Raw genomic sequence first — 18504 nt, forward strand, 5'->3', positions numbered from 1 at the left:
TCGCATTATAGGGAGCTATTTTAAGTTGGCAAGCACAAAAACAAAAAAAAATGCCAAGCGAGCATTAAGTGAACAATAGTCATATTATTTGACTGCTTGAACGACACTTCCCTCCCACTCTATGCTGTGTCAGCTGCAATTACACCGATGCCCTCTCCCCAAACCTTATTACTCTTCTCAAGTTGCCGAATATTCTTATGCAACAATCATCACCATCATTGGCATCAAAATTGAATTAATCCGGTATGAGTTTAAAAGCAGTTCCGCTAAAGGTCGTCACTGAGAAGCAAAATGAAAAATATGGCTACGCTATGACAAGAACTAAACAGCTACTGATAGCTTTAACCAGTACGCTACTGATCTTCATTGTATGGTTACAGCAAGGAAACCTTATCCTCTTAGTTAGCGTACTCTTTGCATTGCCCTTTGTTATTAACCAAGCTTTTTTGGTCTGTACCGGCTTTATTATCTTTTCCTATTTCAGGATCCATGAAGCCTTTCCTGTATTAATGCCCCTACATATTCCACAGCTACTCGCCCTTGCCAGCCTTGCAGGTCTCGGATGGCAATTATGGCTAAAACGAGAAACCATCATCTGGCAGAAGCTACATACCCAACTCGTCATATTTAGTGTCTGGGTGTTTGTATCCTGCATTATGGCTACCAACCGTGGTGAAGCATTTGCCAACTTCAATGGTAATTTCATCAAAATCTTCATTATGGTGTTTGCCATCAGCTGGCTTCCTACGAAGCTTTCCCAACTAAAGATGATTCCTGTTTTGCTGATATTCAGTGGATTATGTATCGGCTTATTAGCCCTATACAACAAAGCAAATGGCATTGGTCTAGTTGAAGGAACACGAGTAACCATAGGTAGGGATATAGGCTCTATGCTGGGCGATCCAAACGATCTCGCTCTTGTCCTTCAATTTCCGGTTGCCTTTGCGCTTGCCTATTCCTTCCACGGGGCTCGATGGCAACGTGGACTCACTTTTATCATCCTTATAATACTGATCATGAGCATCCTTGCCACACAAAGCCGTGGAGGGTTATTAGGCATTGCCAGCGGGATCTTCACTCTTACATTATTAAAAAGTCGCTCAATAATCATGCCCATTATTCTCAGCAGCATCGGCTTATTTCTTCTGGTTTTGTTTGCCGGAATCAGTGATCGTTCTTCTGGCGGGGCCGCTGAGTCAGGCGTTGACGAATCCGCAATGGGCCGACTTTATGCCTGGCAGGCCGCAATTAATATGGCCTTGGCCAACCCGTTTACAGGCGTAGGTCTGAACAACTTTTATTTCAACTACTACTTCTATTCTCCGCATTGGGACGGCAAAAACCACGCAGTACACAGTACGTGGCTGCAAATCACTGGCGAAACAGGATTTGCCGGGCTGGTATTATTCCTGCTTATGGTAATAGGCGCCCTTAAAGTCAGTTACTTGTTACTTAAACGGCTAGAAAACCATGAAATGAAGCCTCTTGCTCAGGGACTCTGGCTCGGCATGCTGTCATTTTGCGTCAGCGGCACCTTTCTAACTCAAGGGACAACCTGGCCACTCTACATTCTCATCGGATTACTGTTGGCTTTAGACCGATTAACACTCACTCAGGGAGAGAGATATGCGCACTCTGATTAAGCAGCACCTCAGCCCAACCTATATTCAGTCTCTTAAGTCATCACTTAAAAGAGTTAAAGGTAGCTATCTACCATGCCTTCCGGTACTCCACCAGCCTCTTTATCATCTTCACCTTGCAATCAAGGAGACCATTCATTGCATTTTGCAAAAATGCTATTTCACTCCCATGTTCATCTCTCAGCTCAAATCGCGCCCACGCAGCCTTCAACTTGAGGCCGGAATGCCACAAATACTGGGAGATCTGCAAATTCACCTCGGAGAGCAATGCCGTATTTCCGGCATATCCACCTGGTGTGGACGAGTCTGGGGAGAAAAACGACCTCAGTTAATAGTCGGCAATAATGTCGATATTGGTTGGCAAAATACTCTCGCGGTGGGTACTAAAATTCAACTTGATGACAATGTCCGACTGGCCGGCAAGATATTCCTGGCCGGTTTTCCTGGTCACCCTACAGAGCCCAATGCCCGCGCTCTCGGTGAACCCGATACAGAGCAACAAATCGGAGATATTCATTTATGCCGCGATGTTTGGCTCGGCACAGGGGTAATGGTGATGGCTGGCGTCACCATTGGTGCCGGCAGCATTATCGCAGCCGGCAGCATCGTGACCAAAGATATTCCCTCTGGAGTACTAGCAGGCGGTAATCCGGCACGAGTTATAAAAACACTGGAGCTCTAAATATGGAAATCTTAGCCTTTGGTGAAGATTGGGGACGCCACCCCTCAAGCAGTCAACATATTCTGACCGTATTACTCGATCAATGTGATGTAACCTGGGTGAACTCAATCGGGCTACGTCAGCCAAAACTCAATTGGCGTGATATCAGAAGAGTCAAAGAAAAGCTGCTATCAACAATACACTCCCCTGCAGCAGGCGATCCTAATACGGAAAAAGAACCGCATCGAATAAAGGAACCGACAAGGATCATCAAACCAATTGTATGGCCGTTAGCCCAAAGCTCCTTCATCCAGAAGCTGAATAACTTTTCTCTCAGCCGACAACTTAAACGTAAACAACAGCCACGAATCATTTGGGCTGCCTTACCCAGTGCCGTTGATTACCTGAGTATTTGTGATAGTGACTTGGTCATTTATTACTGTGGGGATGACTTTTCCGCGCTGGCAGGCGTCGACCATCATGCTGTCACTCAGGCAGAACAGCGACTCACTGACAGAGCCGATATTATTTTGGCCTGCAGTCCAGCCCTACAGCGTAAATTTCCTGCCAATAAAACCTGGCTGCTTCCCCATGGCGTGTCACTGTTGCAGTTTGCAAATCCGGCTCCCTGCCCATCTGATATTGACACAACAAAACCGAGCGTTGGCTTTTATGGCAGTTTAAACAATTGGTTAGATCAGGAACTGTTGCACCGGCTGGCCAAAGCCCGCCCCGAAATCAACTTCTATTTAGTGGGGCCTGTGGATACCGATATCGCGCGGCTTCAACAACTTCGTAATATTCATCTGTTACCGGCAAAACCTCACTATCAGCTTGCGGGCTACCTTCAACACTGGACAATGGCTATTTTACCCTTCAAGGACAATGATCAGATCCGAGCCTGTAATCCTTTAAAACTGAGGGAGTATCTTGCTGCGGGCTGCCCGGTGATAAGTTCGAGCTTTCCCGCCATCGAGCCATACCGTCCATTGGCCAGTGTCGCCACCAGCCTAAAAGAATGGCTGCAGGCAATAGATCACTATTGTCAGCTCAGCCCAGTTGCTCGTCAAAACTATAGGATTCAAGCCAACACCTGTGTTGCCAATGAAAGTTGGCAAAATCGGGCTAACCAGGTACTCACCCTTATAAAAGAACAACTACTGTCCGAAAAAGGCGACCTCTAATGACACCTTTTCTAACTCTAGGCACTTTTTTTGCTACTACTGTTATATGCCACCAGCAAAAAAGGAAACAAGATGAAAAGGATTATCTGTTTAATGTTCAGCTTGGTGCTTTTGGGGTGTGCGAACTCCCCTCCAAGCCCACAAACACTGACTTTATATTTCAGCCCGGAACAAGTCTCACTGACGGCTGAGCAAAATAGAAAGATCGCCGACTTTCTGGCTAACAACCCCTACCATCAGATCACAGCCTTTGTGGCCCCAGCAGATCTAGACAATCCATTCCAAGCCTTACTGCAGGGGCAAAAGCGTATTCAGGCAGTCAGCAATCTATCGGCATCGAAAGAAATTCCGCTCCGCCTTGAATATGTGCCGAAACAAACCACTGACACCCTGATCCTCAAGAGGCAATAGCAATGCGGCATAAGTTATTTGCAAAGCTATATCCTCTTCTCCATGCCATGTGGAATCATAGGTATCTGATCCTGATCCCGGTACTGGTTATGCCGTTGCTTATGACGGCAGGTAGCTTCGTTAAAGCCAAGCGTTACTATGCCCAAACCACTATCCTGGTTCAGGAAGCGGCCATGCTGAATCCGTTTCTGGAAGACTTATCCATCTCAATGAACCTCAAGGATCGTATTAAAGCCCTAAGAGTACTGATCCACAGTCACTCAGTACTAGAACAAGTCGTTGAAGAGCTGGATCTTGCACCAACGAATAACCGCTCCCAAGTTGAAGCTGTCATTGGCAATTTAAACCGCAACCTTGCACTAACGCTGGTAGGCAATGACTTGGTTCAGCTCGGTCTGAACTGGCCAGCTCCAACGGAGATGCCCGCTATTTTAAACAAGGTCTCGGAGATCTTTCTTGATAAACTCCGCGCCCCCGGACGTGCTTCTATTGACGGTTCAGAAATTTTTCTCCAGAAGCAGCTTGAATCAACCCAGCAAGATCTGGAACAGGCAGAAAGCGAATTGGCAGCATTCAAGACAGAAAATGCCGACAACCTGCCCCAATTACAAAATATAAAAGTTCAGAGCGATGCTCGGCTCAATATTCTTATTCAAGAAACAGAACTAAAGCTGCTCCATGCTCAAACCCAACGCGATAATTTCTATCAACGGCTGGCCAGTACCAACCCGGTGGTCGGCATGTTAGAGGAGGAAATTGTCAAAGCCGAAGCAGAGCTGGCCATGTTACGGGCCAGCTATACTGATCGACACTCATCAGTAAAAGGCGTTTTGCGTCGCCTCGATCGCCTAAAGAAAGAGCGTACCCGTCTAGTCGATGAACAGCAGTCTTTAAGTGCCCAAGAAGTTAGCCAGCTATGGCAGCGAGTCGCAAGCAACTCCCAAAACAATAACAATACGACTCAGCCCATACTGCTCAGCCAATTCGAAAAACTCCAACAGGCTGAAGGGCAGATCCTAGCACTGACAGATGAGCTAACACTGCTCCAAGGCCAAGCAACCCTTCTACAGAACAAGCGCGCCGAGTTCGCTGTACTAGAAAAACAACTCAAAATTCTGCAGCGTAACTACGACGTCAAATCCAGAATCTATAACCAGCTTCTAGAGCGCTATGAGATGGCCAAAGTCACAGGCCACTTAGGTCGCTTTGAAGAGCCGGATCGATTAAAAATCATCGATCGCCCAGTCGAACCCCACCGCCCTCTCAATTGGCCATGGTGGCTTAACTTTATTATCGGTATTGCTGCCGGGCTGGGCCTGGGCCTGTCACTGGCCTGTGCCGTGCAGCTATTAGATACCCGGCTCTATCAGACAACCCAGATCAACCGACTCACTCAAGTACCGGTACTCACCCGGTTGCCAAACTTTTCAGGGAGTGCCTCATGAAGCATGTCACGCTACAAGTAGTACAACACTTACGTCCCGGTGGTATCGAAAGACTGGTACTGAATTTACTGCAGTTTGCCTCTCCCGCTCATGATGTCTATGTGGTTGCCCTCGAAGGAGACAAAACATCGGCCATCACCGCCTGGCCTGAGCTGAGGCCGTTTGAATCAAAACTTATCTTTCTCGATAAGCCTGCAGGCCGAGACCTAAAAACGGTTCTCAAATTGCGAAAGCTCATCAAACAACTTAATACCTCGGTGATTCACTCCCATCACCTTGGACCGTTACTCTATGGGCGTCTCGCCACCCTTGGGCTTCCCCTCACTCATATCCAAACCGAACATGACAGCTGGCATCTGCAAGATCCCAAACAATGCCTCATTACCCGCTTACTGCTGAAAGGAAAAAAAATCAAGCTGGTCGCTGATGCCCCGCGGGTGGCCGAACAGTTGGAACGATTAGGGATCAATACCGATCACGTTATTATCAACGGGATCGACACCCAGCACTTTTCGCCTGGTGATCAACTTCTCGCAAGACAGCAGCTCAAACTCCCCGCCAATAAGATCATCATCGGCGCGGCAGGCCGACTTGTGCCTGAAAAAGGGATCGATACGCTCATACAAGCACTTTCGAGTCTGCCAGAGGATCACCATCTTGCCATTGCCGGTCATGGTCCAGAGCAGCCCTACTTACTTAACGTTGCAAGGCAACTTGGACTCACCCAGCGAATTCACTGGCTCGGCCATTGTGCCCAAATGCGTAATTTTTACCGGTCTATCGACATATTTTGTATGCCATCCCGTCAAGAAGGGCTGCCACTCGCTCTACTCGAAGCCCAGGCCTGTGGAAAAAATGTTATTGCAACAGCCGTTGGAGGCATACCCGATCTTCTATGCCCGTACAGTGGGCAACTGATCGAGCCCGATCAACCTAAAGCCCTCATACAGGCGATAAAAATAGGATTATGTAACACCACTCTCAGTAGCGACAAAAATGCGCAATATATCCGAAAGTTAGCTGATGTTCGGATAATGACTGCCACTTATGAATCATTGGTATATTAGCCCAAGGAGCAATGATGATCGTTGAATGGATTACTTTGATATTTCTTACCTTGCTCATTATCTATCATCATGTGATCTACACCAGTATGATGATCTGGCTCGGCCGACATCGTCCAGACACCGATGAGCTACTGCCTGATGAGCATGAAACAGCCGAACAGGATCGTCCGAGGACATACCCTACCACGGCACTGGTAATGCCGGCCCATAATGAAGAAGCCTGTATTGAAGCTAAGCTCGCCAACCTCTTGATGCTGGATTACCCACCAGAGAAGTTGAAGATCTGGATATGTTGTGATGGCTGTACCGATAACACCGCAACGATAATTCATGCCTGGCAAAGTAAATTTAATGCCGCAGGTATCGAGCTGCACTGTATAGAAGAAGAAAGTAATAGCGGCAAGCTGGCCCGACTAAATGAACTCATGACTCAGGCTAAACAGCACGCCGATTTAATCGCCTTAAGTGATGTCTCGGCATTAATTTCTATTGATGCCCTTAAGCAGGCAGCAATTAGCTTTGAAAACCAACAAACAGGGGCCATCACCTGTAGCTACCTTTTAGCTGAAGCAACGCCCGGAGAGGCACAATACTGGCAATGGCAAAATAACATTCGCTATGCCGAATCCCGCTTTGGCAATGTAATGGGAGGCAATGGCGCTTTTTATATCATGCGTTCCAAACTGTTTGTTCCCCTACCACCAGACACCATCAACGATGACTTTATGCTACCAATGATGGTCATCAAACAAGGTTACAATGTGCTGTTCAACCAGAGCATCAACGGCGTCGAAATCGCCGCTAGCTCCACTCAGCAAACCCACCAGCGCCGCCAACGAATTGGTGCCGGAAATCTCCAACAGCTGATTCGCTGTCGCTTCATTTTCAAAAGACGCCACCACGGCACACGCTGGCTGTTTGCCTCGGGCAAAGGACTGCGTACATTGATGCCCTTTATCCTGCTCGGCTATTTATTTCTCACCGCATCCATGGCCCTTCAAGGCAGCCACATCGCCCTAGGTTTATTTACCCTGCAAGGTCTCGGATATTTGCTAGCACTGTTACCTCTCATGAATATCCATACCCGTATCACCGACAAACTGCATTACTTTGTTGGCGGCTACTTCTCTTCTTTACTGGGTATGCTGCGCTATCTCAGTGGCCAGTTTCAGCACGGCTGGCGCCACCTTCCTCCGCTAAACCATTACCAAACCCAATCAACACTAATGCTGAAGCGCTGCAGCGACATTATTCTCAGCTTGATCGGTTTTCTACTCACCTTACCGCTATGGCCCTTGATTGCCCTGTTAATCAAGGTCGACTCTCCGGGTCCTGCCTTCTATCACCAGCTAAGGGTCGGTCGGGTAACTGAAGACAAGACCGAACTGTTTGAAGTGATCAAATTTAGAACCATGACCCATGATGCCGAAACCCAGTCAGGTGCCGTATGGGCAAGCTCGAATGATCCCCGGATCACCCGGGTCGGTCGCTTCTTACGCGCCACGCGGTTAGATGAATTACCTCAATTTATCAATGTATTAAAAGGAGATATGGCATTAATAGGGCCAAGGCCAGAACGACCGGAGCTGTGTGGCGGTTTGCAAAATGCATTGCCATTTTATCTTGAGCGAACCGCAGGCTTGCGCCCTGGTATAACTGGCCTGGCACAAGTCAACCAGGGCTATGATAGTTGCCTTGATGATGTCAAAAATAAAATCGCCTGGGATCATGCCTACGCCGTCGCGTTAGGCTCGCCGTTTCAGTGGATTAGAATGGATTTGTACATCATCTTTAAAACCATTTACATCATGGTCTCAAAACGTGGGCAATAAGTTGGCATACCACTTGTATTAGTTACCTGAAGACACCTGAAGACAGTAGAGAATACCTGTAAACATCAAAAAATTACGTGTATCTGTGCTTAATAGCTTCAGAGCCCCTTAAGGAGAATTTAGTATGCAAACTATAACCGGAACAGCAATAACACTATCACTTCGTGACGAATTTGATGCTCATGTTGCCAGACAGATGGAGCCAGAGTTCGAGTCACTCAGTCAGACAGAAGAAAACGAACTGGTAATTGATATGACCCAGGTACAATTTATTGACTCCTGTGGAATTGGTGCCATTGTTTTCTTATATAAAAGATTGAAAAGCAGGGGGAAAGGTCTACGCCTGCTTAATGTTAACGGCCAGCCCCGCCAACTGATACAAATGCTACGAATTGACAAGGTGATCCCTCTGATCACTTCAGCGGAGTTACAGTGATATGGAAAAACTGCCAAGCCTGCTTCTGCTCCTGATACTCTCCGGTTGTAGCACCTGGCCGACAACCGGTGATACTCCCTATTCTCCTCCTAATATGGAGCAATGGCTGGAGCTTGAACACCACGACTTCGAACTGCAGATCTTGGCAACCCGAGGCGCAAAAATCTGCCTTCCCGGCCAATACCAACAACTGGAAAACCTCTATAGCCAAGCCCGTCAGGAAGCAAAAGCCGGTTTTACCGATGACGCCGATATCACCCTACTACAATACCAAACCCAGTTTGCCAAAATTCAGCGCCAAATGGACTGGCTGGAATACCATACCCTATGCCTTGATCCCCGCTATTCTGAAATTGAGCTCAGGGATAAATTCCTACTGCTCATGCGAGTGGACAACCAGTTTGCCTTCAACCGTGCCAAACTGTTACCCGATTACCAACAAGCACTTCGCCGTGCGGCCTCCATCTTAAAACGGCAAAACCACTGGCACCTGCAGCTGACAGGGCATACTGATACCATTGGCACAGATAAGAGTAACTACCAACTGGGAATGAGGCGTGCTGACGCCGTCCGCCGATATCTGATCGAACAAGGCGTCGATGCCAACCAGGTTACTACCTTCAGTGCAGGAGAGAGAGAATCACTCGAAGATCCCAATTCTCGTACCCAGCGGCTTAGCAACCGAAAGGTCGATGCCAAGGTCATGGTTGAGCATCACACCCGCTCAATACACCGCGTATACTCCCTGCAAGACTGGCATGCTGTCCGCGAATCTCTTTCCCAGGAGCCTTTATGAGTAGACTCCTACCGTTTCTGCTGCTGATAGGAATGGCCTTACCTGTATGGGGAGCCACCCTTACCGCTGGTGATCGTATCTATCTGCAGCTACCGGGAGAGAGCGCTTTTGAAGACCCTTTCACCATTGATGACCAAGGGCAACTGATGCTGCCGGAAGTCGGTCAAATTACCGTAGCAGGATTAACCGTCGAGGAAGCCGAGCAGCGTATACGAAAAAGGCTCAGTACCGTTTATCGGAATTTGGATGAGCTGGAACTCAGTATTATGGAGCACCTGGTACGCATTAGAGTGTTGGGATACGTCGAAAGCCCCGGGATGGTTTCGCTAAAGCCAGGCAGTAATATTCAAATGGCGATCGCAGCTGCCGGGGGAGCCCGTCCGGGAGCTCAACTGGATCAATTCAAGCTCATCCGCAACGACAAGCAGCAGCTATTTAACTACAAATCATATCTCGACTCCGGTGAACCATCGATACTCCCAGATCTTAAAGGGGGAGACACAATTTTTGTTCCCGCTTCCCCGCTGCTTGGCAACATTGAAGTACAGTTCGATGCGGCTTCACTGCGCGAAGGAGGCGATGCCGACGAAGAGCAGGGGATCACCATCTTCGGTGAGTTGCGCAATCCCGGCACGTTCAGCTTCAAACCGGGTATGACGGTGGTCGATGCGCTGATGCGGGCCGATGGCGTCACCCGCTATGCCGATGTCACCAAAATACGGGTAATCACCGATAATACCCCCTATCAGTTTGACCTGAAAAGCTTTCTTGATACAGGAGACACCAGCAACCTACCTCCGGTGAAACCCGGTACGACCATTTTCGCCCCCATCGAGGTTGAAGATATCAATACCACTTCCCGTACCGTCTATGTCATGGGGGAAGTCAAAGCGCCCGGAGCCTATGAAAGCTCCCCCGGTACCGGGTTTATCGATGTTCTGGCCAATGCCGGAGGACCGACACGCTTTGCTGATACCACCCACATCAAACTACTCAGCAATGTGAATCCACCTCTCAGTATTAACCTGGTTGAATTTACCCGTGAACCATCTCGCTTTCCTCTACCCGATATCGATCCCGGTGATGTCATCTTCGTGCCGGAAAAAATCGACTTTAACGAGAAGTCATGGTTGAAAGTAACCAATGACCGCGCGATAAAAATCATTGGTGCCGTCAGCAATCCGGGTCGATTCGAATGGAACAACGCCATGAGCTTTATCGACTTACTGGCACACGCGGGCGGCCCGACACAGCAGGCTAACCTGAGCAATATACGTATTGTGCGCGACTCGGTATCCGCTAATAAAGAACGGGTAACGTTCTTCAATTTCGTCGAATATACCCAAAGCGGCAATCCCCAAAACCAACTGCCGCGGCTTAATGCAGGGGATACCGTCATTGTCGATGAACTCCCCATTGATCCGAGTGATAACAAATCCAGCTGGCTGCGCCAGTCGGCAAGGGACTCTATCTATATATTTGGCCAAGTCGGTGCCCCGGGGCGCTATGCCTTCAACAATGAGCAGGGCTTCCTCGACATTCTTTCGGCGGCCGACGGCCCGACTGGCGAAGCCGATATTCAGGAAGTGCTGATCAGTCACCGCAGCGGAAAAAAAACCACCGTTACTCGCTTTAATCTATCTCGCTATTTCGAGACAGGTAACGAGAGCCTTATTCCCAAGGTCGTGCCCGGTGACGTCATCTATATTCCGCAGACTGAAGATGTGGCCGACGAGCGGGCTATCAAAGTTATTGGCGCGGTTAACGCCCCCGGCCGCTACAAATGGAATGACACAATGACATTCCTCGATGTGCTTGCCCTCGCTGGCGGCCCCAAGCAACAAGCCAATATCAGTAATATTCGGCTCATCAAGGAACAATATAACACCGCGGATAATGTGTTCTACTTTGATCTGGAGAGCTTTATCAACGAAGGTGGAAACTTTGCCGGCCTGCCGCAAATCGATGCGGGCGATACTATTGTCATCGATGAGCTTCCCCACGATCCGGCAGACAACAAAGCCAGCTGGATCCGCCAGTCCGCCGATGATTCCATTTATGTCTTTGGCCAAGTTGGCGCTCCCGGACGCTACGCCTTTAACAAAGAGCTAGGCTTTCTTGATATTCTTTCGGCAGCTGATGGCCCCAACGGCAGTGCTGATCTGCGTCAGATCCGAATCAGCCACCGCAACGGCAATCACTCCAAGGTCACCGACCTCAATTTATCACTGTATTTTGAAACCGGCGATGAAAGCCTACTGCCTGTTGTGGTTCCCGGAGATGTTATTTACGTCCCCAAGGAGCAGGGAAACTGGCTCGACAGACCGGCAGAGCGGGTTGTTCGCTTAATGGGTTCAGTTAATAAGCCCGGCCGCTACACATTCAACAATCAGATGAACATTCTGGATCTACTCGCAGAGGCAGGAGGCCCCTCAGACAACGCGTACATTGAACGGATCATGATCGTCAATACCTCTTGTTGCGGCGATCAGGCACAAACCTTTAACCTTCGTGATTATGTCATTGATCCGGCACGCTATCCGCTTCCCCTTCTCCGCCCTGGCGATACCGTCTATATCCCAAACAAGAGCGACTCTATTGGCGAACAATGGCGCCAAGGGCTGCGCGATGTCTTGGGTCTATTCACCCTGATAGCCCTAGGAGCCGCATTATGAAACCCTGGCTAAGTGTGGAATATGACCAGCTTTTCCACAAAATACATCAAATTGAAGCCCGGATTATTACCTTTGCCGGTGCCAGTACCGGCTGTGGAACATCAACGCAGTGCAACTGGCTGGCCAGACGCTGCGCCGAGGATCAGCACAAGGTTCTGCTGATAGATCTTGATCTTTCCGGAGCCGGTCAAGGCTACCCCGCAGCAGCTTGGGGTAGCGATGGGTCAGGAGAATCTGAAGCTATCGTACATTTGACGCCATTGCTGGATCTACTGCCACAACCTAAGAGCCAGCGAACGATCCTAGATCTTCGACAGCCTCAGATTCTGATCAATGCACTGGAGCGCTGGAAAAAGGATTATCACTATATCCTCTGCGATACAGGCACAATCAGTACAGCTAACTGGCGTAACTTACCCATCACATCCATCAGCCATGTCAGCGATGCCTCTATCCTATGTCTCGCAGCGGCAAAAACCACTGAGAGTGAATTGCTAACTTGCATGAATAAACTCGATCAAGGTGGGGTTACGTTGCTCGGGACACTGATCAGTGATAGACACAACCCTTGCCTTGCCCAGGAAATTTCCCGAGTGCTTAACGGCAAGGCTCGCTGGATACCCAATCGAATTAAACAAAAATTAAACTACTATCTGGAAAATAATCCACTGCTACAGGGAAAGTATCAATAAATGAGTCAGACTCTTTTTCAGCGCCAATTTCGCCTGAGCTACGACAACCTCACGAATATTCGTCATGTACTTGGGGAAAAGGCCAAAGTATTACACTTCAGTCCGGAATTGATTCAGAATATCAAGCTGGTGTGCAGCGAATACTGCGCGAACTTGCTGGAACACCAAAAGACTGTGTCAGATAGCATCGTCATAAGCTATGACAAGTCAGGGGCCGAGAGCTACCTCACCATCAAGGATAACGGCTCTCCCTGGACTCAACTCAGCCAGCAACTTCAAGCCGCCGAGTTACCCGAAAACTTGGTCGAAAACGGAATGGGCCTGGCACTCATCCGAGCCTCATTCCCAGATTTCGAGTATAAATGCACTGAAAGCGGTAACCAGATCCGCTTTTGCCTTCCCATAAACAAACCTAGACGACAGATCGTTATCGTCGATGACAGCGCGAGCCAACTGGCATTACTGGCCAAGTTTCTGGAAGAAGATTACCAACTGGCCTTGTTCAGCCAAGCGAGCGAAGCCCTTCTGTGGCTAACAAACAATCACTGTGATCTGGTCCTGACCGATTTACATATGCCGGAAATCAACGGTTTCAATTTCCGCAAACAAGTCGCTTCAGTCCCCCACCATCAGCTATTGCCATTCGTCTTTCTGTCCGGAGACACCATGACAGACACCCTGTCTGTTGCCGCGCAGACAGGCATCGATGACTTTCTGGCAAAACCCATCAGCAAACCTCACCTGCTGACAGTACTAAACCGGGTTTTAAAGCGTCATCAGCACTTAATCAGCTCCTTTGAAGCTCGGCTACAACAACAGCTCACCCCGCATGTGCTACATACACACATTCACCCCCTCCGAGCGCCAGGAGAACTAATGATCAACCAACAACCAAAGAGCTGCGGAGATTTTGTCATGCAACGGCAGCTAAGCGATGGTTCACAACTGATCATTCTAGGCGATCAAATGGGGCACGGCCTCGTTGCAAAAGCGAACGGGGCAGTCTGTTTTGGCTTTATCAGTGGACTACTGCACAACCCAGCCATAATCCCTGAGCAGCTATTTTCAATCTTGAATACGCAGCTTTACCAGTCAAATGACAATGGTAATTTAATCTGCCTGCTTGCCCTCCACCTAACGACAGATCATAGGCTGAGCGTGTATAACGCAGGCATGCCAAACCCGGTATTCTTCGGTGATACACCGCATGAAATCAAGCCGGCAATGGGGCTGCTGGGGCTTTTTGAGGCCATAGAAGTGAGCTGCTGGCAAACACAGCTATTTTCCGGCAGCAGTGTTCACTGTTATAGCGATGGACTTGTTGAAGGAAGATGGGCAGAAGGCGAACTGCAACAACTTCAGGCAATGTCACCGCAGCTGCGGCATCAGCACTTATGGCAACGAACACCGCAAAGCATAGAGGATGATCGAAGTTTGATCAGCGTGATTTACTAACCAAGCTAAACCATCGTTTTGTTCAACTTATACACTTCGGCTAACTGCGGCCAGCGGCTCTCAGCGCTGAAATGACTCTTAACCTGCACCTGAAGTTGCAGTGATAGTTGTTGCCATACCGTATTGTCAGCCTTCGCAAGTCGAGCAATCATTGGAGCCAACTGCTGCCATTGTGATTCCTCGACCAGGCAACTGGAAGGCAAAAGGCTAGCCATCTCACCGACATTGGTAGAAATCACCGGCACGCCATTGGCCATCGCTTCCAGTGCAGCCATCGGTAATCCTTCTGCGCGAGAAGTAATAACCAGCAAATCAAGTTGCGACCAGTACGTTTCCATTGAGCTCACCGAGCCGTGCCAAAGAATTTCAGGGTTATCCGCAACCATTGCCGACTGCTCGCCATCACCAAAGACATGGAAGTGACAATCATGAACAGAGCCACAAATCTCAACAAAGCGGTCGATCCCTTTTTCATTGCTTAGGCGGCCCACAAAGCCCACCTGCAAAGTTCGATGACGTTGCCGGTATAAGATTTGGGGAGACGTGAAAATAAAATTCCGCAGCAATTGGCTGCGGAAAGGAATACTTTTCTGGATACGCTGGCTCACAGCTAAATTAAAGGAAAGAAAACTGCTGTAGCGGTTTAACCATTCATAAAACGCCAACTTACCGGAAACAGACTCACCAGCATGGAAACTCGTGATCAGGCGATAGGCACCTAGCAGTCGGTGAAGACGGGCCAAGATAGAGGCTTTATAGCCATGAGCATGAACCACATCGTTAGCAGATAGCGAACCAAAAAAAGATCCAAAGTGACTATCAGAAAGAAAGCGGAATGGGATGTTTTGTTGCTGTAGCAAAGAATATTGGGGATGGTTGGGATATCGACGGATAAAAACAACTTCAACGGCGCCATCACGCAGCAATATTAACTTTGCAAGTTGCTGGATATGGCTTTCGATGCCACCAAAACCAGAGCTGTCGACCAATAAGTACACCATACATAACCCTCCCTGCACTCAGGGAAAAGTATGCAAAAAAAAAGCCGAGTCTAAGACTCGGCCTCTTTTTTATTTAACGCACTAGTGCTTATTCAGCAGCAGCTTCTTCCTGAGATTCAGGACGGTCTACTAGCTCAATGTAAGCCATAGGGGCTTTATCGCCAGTACGGAAACCGCATTTCATAATGCGAGTATAGCCGCCTGGACGCTGAGCGAAACGTGGACCTAATTCGTTAAATAGTTTCGCAACAACTTCGTTATCACGAGTACGTGCGAATGCAAGACGACGGTTAGCAACACTGTCTGTCTTAGCTAGGGTAATCAATGGCTCAATTACGCGACGTAGCTCTTTTGCCTTAGGCAGGGTAGTCTTGATAAGCTCGTGACGTACCAGAGAGCTAGCCATGTTGCTGAACATCGCTTTGCGATGACTGCTGTTGCGGTTGAGTTGACGACCACTCTTACGATGGCGCATGACCTAATCCTTCTAACTAGATATCAGTAACTATTAATCTTCAGCGATTGATGCTGGCGGCCAGTTTTCTAGGCGCATACCTAGAGACAGACCACGAGATGCCAGCACGTCTTTGATTTCTGTCAAAGACTTCTTACCAAGGTTTGGCGTTTTAAGAAGCTCAACCTCAGTACGCTGAACAAGATCACCGATGTAGTGGATCGCTTCTGCTTTCAAACAGTTAGCAGAGCGAACAGTTAGTTCAAGATCGTCTACAGGACGCAGTAGGATCGGATCGAACTCCGGCTTCTCTTCTTTCTCTTCAGGAACTCGTACATCACGTAGATCTACGAATGCGTCCAGTTGCTCAGCAAGAATAGTTGCTGCGCGACGGATAGCTTCCTCAGGATCAAGCGTACCGTTTGTCTCCATATCGATAACAAGCTTGTCTAGGTCAGTACGTTGTTCAACACGTGCTGCCTCTACTGCATATGCGATACGGTCAACTGGGCTGAAAGTTGCATCAACTAGCAGACGACCAATTGGGCGCTCATCTTCTTCAGTGTGAATACGAGCAGACGCTGGTACATAGCCACGACCACGCTCTACCTTGATGCGCATGCTGATATCAGCATTGTCATCAGTTAGATGGCAGATTACGTGTTCTGGGTTCGCAATCTCAACATCACCGTCGTGGGTGATGTCACCTGCAACAACAGGGCCTGCACCAGATTTGTTCAGAGTAAGGATAACTTCGTCTTTACCCTCAACCTTAACGGCTAGACCTTTAAGGTTTAGAAGGATCTCAAGAACATCTTCCTGTACTCCTTCTTTGGTGCTGTACTCGTGTAACACACCGTCGATCTCAACTTCAGTTACGGCACAACCCGGCATTGAAGACAGTAGAATACGACGTAGAGCGTTACCTAGAGTGTGGCCGAAACCGCGCTCTAGTGGCTCAAGAGTTACTTTTGCGTGCGTCGTATTAACTTGTTCAATATCAACAAGACGCGGCTTAAGAAATTCTGTTACAGAACCCTGCATTGTGTCCTCTCTTAACTATAGCCTTACTTAGAGTAAAGCTCGACGATCAGGTGTTCGTTGATGTCGGCAGACAAATCAGAACGTTCTGGAAGACGCTTGAACGTACCTTCCATCTTGCTGCTGTCTACTTCGACCCAAGTCGGTAGTTCACGCTGAGTAGCAACTTCTAGAGCTGCTTTGATGCGTGCTTGGTTCTTAGCTTTCTCACGAATGCTAACAACGTCGTTTGCCGCTACCTTGAAAGAAGGAACGTTTACGACTTGACCGTTAACTAGGATCGCTTTGTGGCTTACCAGCTGACGTGCTTCTGCGCGAGTTGCACCAAAGCCCATGCGGTAAACTACGTTATCTAGACGACCTTCAAGAAGCTGAAGCAGGTTTTCACCTGTGTTGCCTTTAAGGCGAGCAGCATCTTTGTAGTAGTTACGGAATTGTTTTTCTAGTACGCCATATGTACGACGAACTTTCTGCTTCTCACGAAGCTGAACGCCGTAGTCAGATAGACGACCGCGACGCGCACCGTGCATGCCCGGCGCGTTATCGATTTTACACTTGGTATCAATCGCGCGTACACCAGACTTAAGGAATAAGTCAGTGCCTTCGCGACGGCTAAGCTTCAGCTTAGGACCCAAATATCTTGCCATGTTCTTTCTCCAGTTTTCCTAGAAACGTTATACGCGACGTTTCTTAGGTGGACGACAACCGTTATGAGGGATCGGAGTCGCATCAACAATGTTAGTGATACGGAAACCCGCAGCGTTTAGAGCGCGGATAGTTGACTCACGACCAGGACCAGGGCCCTTAACCATAACTTCCAGGTTCTTAACGCCATATTCTTTGGCCATTTCACCACAACGCTCAGCAGCAACCTGTGCAGCGAACGGAGTAGATTTACGAGAACCACGGAAACCAGAACCACCTGCAGTAGCCCAAGAAAGAGCGTTACCCTGACGGTCAGTAATGGTTACGATTGTGTTGTTGAAAGAAGCATGGATGTGCGCAACGCCATCAGCTACTTGCTTGCGTACGCGCTTGCGAGCGCGAGTTGGTTGTTTTGCCATTGTACTCTACCTTATCCGATTATTTTTTGATCGGCTTGCGCGGACCCTTACGGGTACGTGCGTTGGTTTTAGTACGCTGTCCACGTAGTGGTAGACTGCGACGATGACGAAGACCACGGTAACAGCCAAGGTCCATTAGACGCTTGATGTTCATGGATACTTCACGACGTAGATCACCTTCTACAGTGTACTTAGCTACACCATCACGCAGTAGATCGATCTGCTCTTCAGTCAGTTCACTGATCTTAACATCTTCAGCAATACCCACTTCAGCTAGAATAGCTTTTGAGCGAGTTTTACCGATGCCGTAGATCGCTGTTAGAGCGATTACAGAATGTTTCTGATCAGGAATGTTAATGCCTGCAATACGGGCCACTATTCACTCCTAGTACTTTTCAAGAATAACCGCTGCAAAGCCCGTCTAGGATACGCAGCGGTGGAACAATTCTTTTGCACACACAAAAGATTGGTTGGCTAATTTAGCCAACCTACCTTCAATTTGCAAGAAATATTTCTGCTTATTAGCCTTGGCGCTGTTTGTGCTTTGGCTCAACGCAAATTACACGCACAACACCGTTGCGCTTGATAACTTTGCAGTTACGGCAGATTTTCTTAACGGAAGCACGAACTTTCATTGCTAAACTCCGTAA

Annotated in this window: 19 protein-coding genes; 12 read left to right on the top strand and 7 right to left on the bottom strand. The window is 48.4% G+C overall.

All coding sequences use genetic code 11. The features are described from left to right. Positions 1-311 precede the first annotated feature (311 nt). The 12 genes from MD588_RS25040 to MD588_RS25095 all read left to right on the top strand — a co-directional run bounded on the left by MD588_RS25040 (position 312) and on the right by MD588_RS25095 (position 14294). Positions 312-1643 carry an O-antigen ligase family protein gene (locus MD588_RS25040; RefSeq protein ID WP_265700702.1) on the top strand — a complete coding sequence of 444 codons (1332 nt, stop codon included), beginning with the start codon at positions 312-314 and terminating at the stop codon, positions 1641-1643. Next, positions 1627-2322, top strand: coding sequence for an acyltransferase (locus tag MD588_RS25045; protein ID WP_265700658.1), 696 nt, complete (start codon positions 1627-1629; stop codon positions 2320-2322). Before MD588_RS25040 ends, MD588_RS25045 begins: the two co-directional genes overlap by 17 nt. A gap of 2 nt (positions 2323-2324) precedes the next feature. Beyond that, entirely contained in the window at positions 2325-3485 is a 1161-nt protein-coding gene (locus MD588_RS25050; protein ID WP_265700660.1) for a glycosyltransferase, read from the top strand. Positions 3486-3557: 72 nt separating this feature from the next. Continuing rightward, positions 3558-3896: a hypothetical protein gene (locus MD588_RS25055; protein WP_265700661.1), complete on the top strand. Its 339-nt coding sequence runs from the start codon at positions 3558-3560 to the stop codon at positions 3894-3896. A 2-nt stretch (positions 3897-3898) separates the two neighbouring features. Beyond that, complete coding sequence (locus MD588_RS25060) at positions 3899-5341, top strand: GumC family protein (RefSeq protein ID WP_265700663.1); 1443 nt, start codon at positions 3899-3901, stop codon at positions 5339-5341. Beyond that, entirely contained in the window at positions 5338-6408 is a 1071-nt protein-coding gene (locus tag MD588_RS25065; protein WP_265700664.1) for a glycosyltransferase, read from the top strand. Before MD588_RS25060 ends, MD588_RS25065 begins: the two co-directional genes overlap by 4 nt. Before the next feature lie 14 nt (positions 6409-6422). Further along, complete coding sequence (locus MD588_RS25070; RefSeq protein ID WP_265700665.1) at positions 6423-8240, top strand: sugar transferase; 1818 nt, start codon at positions 6423-6425, stop codon at positions 8238-8240. A gap of 124 nt (positions 8241-8364) precedes the next feature. Then, positions 8365-8676: an STAS domain-containing protein gene (locus MD588_RS25075; RefSeq protein WP_265700666.1), complete on the top strand. Its 312-nt coding sequence runs from the start codon at positions 8365-8367 to the stop codon at positions 8674-8676. A 1-nt stretch (position 8677) separates the two neighbouring features. Then, positions 8678-9472: an OmpA family protein gene (locus MD588_RS25080; RefSeq protein WP_265700667.1), complete on the top strand. Its 795-nt coding sequence runs from the start codon at positions 8678-8680 to the stop codon at positions 9470-9472. Next, positions 9469-12147, top strand: coding sequence for an SLBB domain-containing protein (locus MD588_RS25085; protein WP_265700668.1), 2679 nt, complete (start codon positions 9469-9471; stop codon positions 12145-12147). The genes MD588_RS25080 and MD588_RS25085 overlap by 4 nt, the downstream gene beginning before the upstream one ends. After that, complete coding sequence (locus tag MD588_RS25090; protein ID WP_265700669.1) at positions 12144-12839, top strand: P-loop NTPase family protein; 696 nt, start codon at positions 12144-12146, stop codon at positions 12837-12839. The genes MD588_RS25085 and MD588_RS25090 overlap by 4 nt, the downstream gene beginning before the upstream one ends. Continuing rightward, the gene (locus tag MD588_RS25095) at positions 12840-14294 is read left to right on the top strand and encodes a response regulator (RefSeq protein WP_265700671.1); all 1455 of its coding nucleotides are present in this window, start codon (positions 12840-12842) and stop codon (positions 14292-14294) included. A gap of 5 nt (positions 14295-14299) precedes the next feature. Here the strand turns inward: MD588_RS25095 and MD588_RS25100 are convergent, their stop codons facing one another. The 7 genes from MD588_RS25100 to rpmJ all read right to left on the bottom strand — a co-directional run bounded on the left by MD588_RS25100 (position 14300) and on the right by rpmJ (position 18489). Then, the gene (locus MD588_RS25100) at positions 14300-15295 is read right to left on the bottom strand and encodes a glycosyltransferase family 4 protein (protein ID WP_265700672.1); all 996 of its coding nucleotides are present in this window, start codon (positions 15293-15295) and stop codon (positions 14300-14302) included. 88 nt (positions 15296-15383) lie between these two features. Then, positions 15384-15770 carry a 50S ribosomal protein L17 gene (gene rplQ, locus MD588_RS25105; RefSeq protein WP_265700673.1) on the bottom strand — a complete coding sequence of 129 codons (387 nt, stop codon included), beginning with the start codon at positions 15768-15770 and terminating at the stop codon, positions 15384-15386. A gap of 33 nt (positions 15771-15803) precedes the next feature. Beyond that, a complete protein-coding gene (locus MD588_RS25110; RefSeq protein WP_075762907.1) occupies positions 15804-16793 on the bottom strand; it encodes a DNA-directed RNA polymerase subunit alpha in 990 nt (329 codons plus the stop codon). A gap of 23 nt (positions 16794-16816) precedes the next feature. After that, the gene (gene rpsD / locus MD588_RS25115; protein WP_265700674.1) at positions 16817-17437 is read right to left on the bottom strand and encodes a 30S ribosomal protein S4; all 621 of its coding nucleotides are present in this window, start codon (positions 17435-17437) and stop codon (positions 16817-16819) included. A gap of 27 nt (positions 17438-17464) precedes the next feature. After that, positions 17465-17854 carry a 30S ribosomal protein S11 gene (gene rpsK, locus MD588_RS25120; protein ID WP_005370963.1) on the bottom strand — a complete coding sequence of 130 codons (390 nt, stop codon included), beginning with the start codon at positions 17852-17854 and terminating at the stop codon, positions 17465-17467. 19 nt (positions 17855-17873) lie between these two features. After that, positions 17874-18230 (bottom strand): 30S ribosomal protein S13, encoded by a 357-nt coding sequence (gene rpsM, locus MD588_RS25125; RefSeq protein ID WP_265700675.1) that lies wholly within the window; start codon positions 18228-18230, stop codon positions 17874-17876. A 145-nt stretch (positions 18231-18375) separates the two neighbouring features. Then, a complete protein-coding gene (gene rpmJ, locus MD588_RS25130) occupies positions 18376-18489 on the bottom strand; it encodes a 50S ribosomal protein L36 (RefSeq protein WP_005417265.1) in 114 nt (37 codons plus the stop codon). Positions 18490-18504 lie beyond the last annotated feature (15 nt).

Origin of the sequence: Photobacterium obscurum, from assembly GCF_026191635.1 — a bacterium.
Taxonomy (GTDB): Bacteria; Pseudomonadota; Gammaproteobacteria; order Enterobacterales; family Vibrionaceae; genus Photobacterium; species Photobacterium obscurum.

Bases quoted from the DNA above. Each gene is read 5' to 3' on its own strand.
- MD588_RS25040 (WP_265700702.1), top strand. From the start codon at position 312: ATGACAAGAACTAAACAGCTACTGATAGCTTTAACCAGTACGCTACTG.
- MD588_RS25045 (WP_265700658.1), top strand. From the start codon at position 1,627: ATGCGCACTCTGATTAAGCAGCACCTCAGCCCAACCTATATTCAGTCT.
- MD588_RS25050 (WP_265700660.1), top strand. From the start codon at position 2,325: ATGGAAATCTTAGCCTTTGGTGAAGATTGGGGACGCCACCCCTCAAGC.
- MD588_RS25055 (WP_265700661.1), top strand. From the start codon at position 3,558: ATGAAAAGGATTATCTGTTTAATGTTCAGCTTGGTGCTTTTGGGGTGT.
- MD588_RS25060 (WP_265700663.1), top strand. From the start codon at position 3,899: ATGCGGCATAAGTTATTTGCAAAGCTATATCCTCTTCTCCATGCCATG.
- MD588_RS25065 (WP_265700664.1), top strand. From the start codon at position 5,338: ATGAAGCATGTCACGCTACAAGTAGTACAACACTTACGTCCCGGTGGT.
- MD588_RS25070 (WP_265700665.1), top strand. From the start codon at position 6,423: ATGATCGTTGAATGGATTACTTTGATATTTCTTACCTTGCTCATTATC.
- MD588_RS25075 (WP_265700666.1), top strand. From the start codon at position 8,365: ATGCAAACTATAACCGGAACAGCAATAACACTATCACTTCGTGACGAA.
- MD588_RS25080 (WP_265700667.1), top strand. From the start codon at position 8,678: ATGGAAAAACTGCCAAGCCTGCTTCTGCTCCTGATACTCTCCGGTTGT.
- MD588_RS25085 (WP_265700668.1), top strand. From the start codon at position 9,469: ATGAGTAGACTCCTACCGTTTCTGCTGCTGATAGGAATGGCCTTACCT.
- MD588_RS25090 (WP_265700669.1), top strand. From the start codon at position 12,144: ATGAAACCCTGGCTAAGTGTGGAATATGACCAGCTTTTCCACAAAATA.
- MD588_RS25095 (WP_265700671.1), top strand. From the start codon at position 12,840: ATGAGTCAGACTCTTTTTCAGCGCCAATTTCGCCTGAGCTACGACAAC.
- MD588_RS25100 (WP_265700672.1), bottom strand. From the start codon at position 15,295: ATGGTGTACTTATTGGTCGACAGCTCTGGTTTTGGTGGCATCGAAAGC.
- rplQ (WP_265700673.1), bottom strand. From the start codon at position 15,770: ATGCGCCATCGTAAGAGTGGTCGTCAACTCAACCGCAACAGCAGTCAT.
- MD588_RS25110 (WP_075762907.1), bottom strand. From the start codon at position 16,793: ATGCAGGGTTCTGTAACAGAATTTCTTAAGCCGCGTCTTGTTGATATT.
- rpsD (WP_265700674.1), bottom strand. From the start codon at position 17,437: ATGGCAAGATATTTGGGTCCTAAGCTGAAGCTTAGCCGTCGCGAAGGC.
- rpsK (WP_005370963.1), bottom strand. From the start codon at position 17,854: ATGGCAAAACAACCAACTCGCGCTCGCAAGCGCGTACGCAAGCAAGTA.
- rpmJ (WP_005417265.1), bottom strand. From the start codon at position 18,489: ATGAAAGTTCGTGCTTCCGTTAAGAAAATCTGCCGTAACTGCAAAGTT.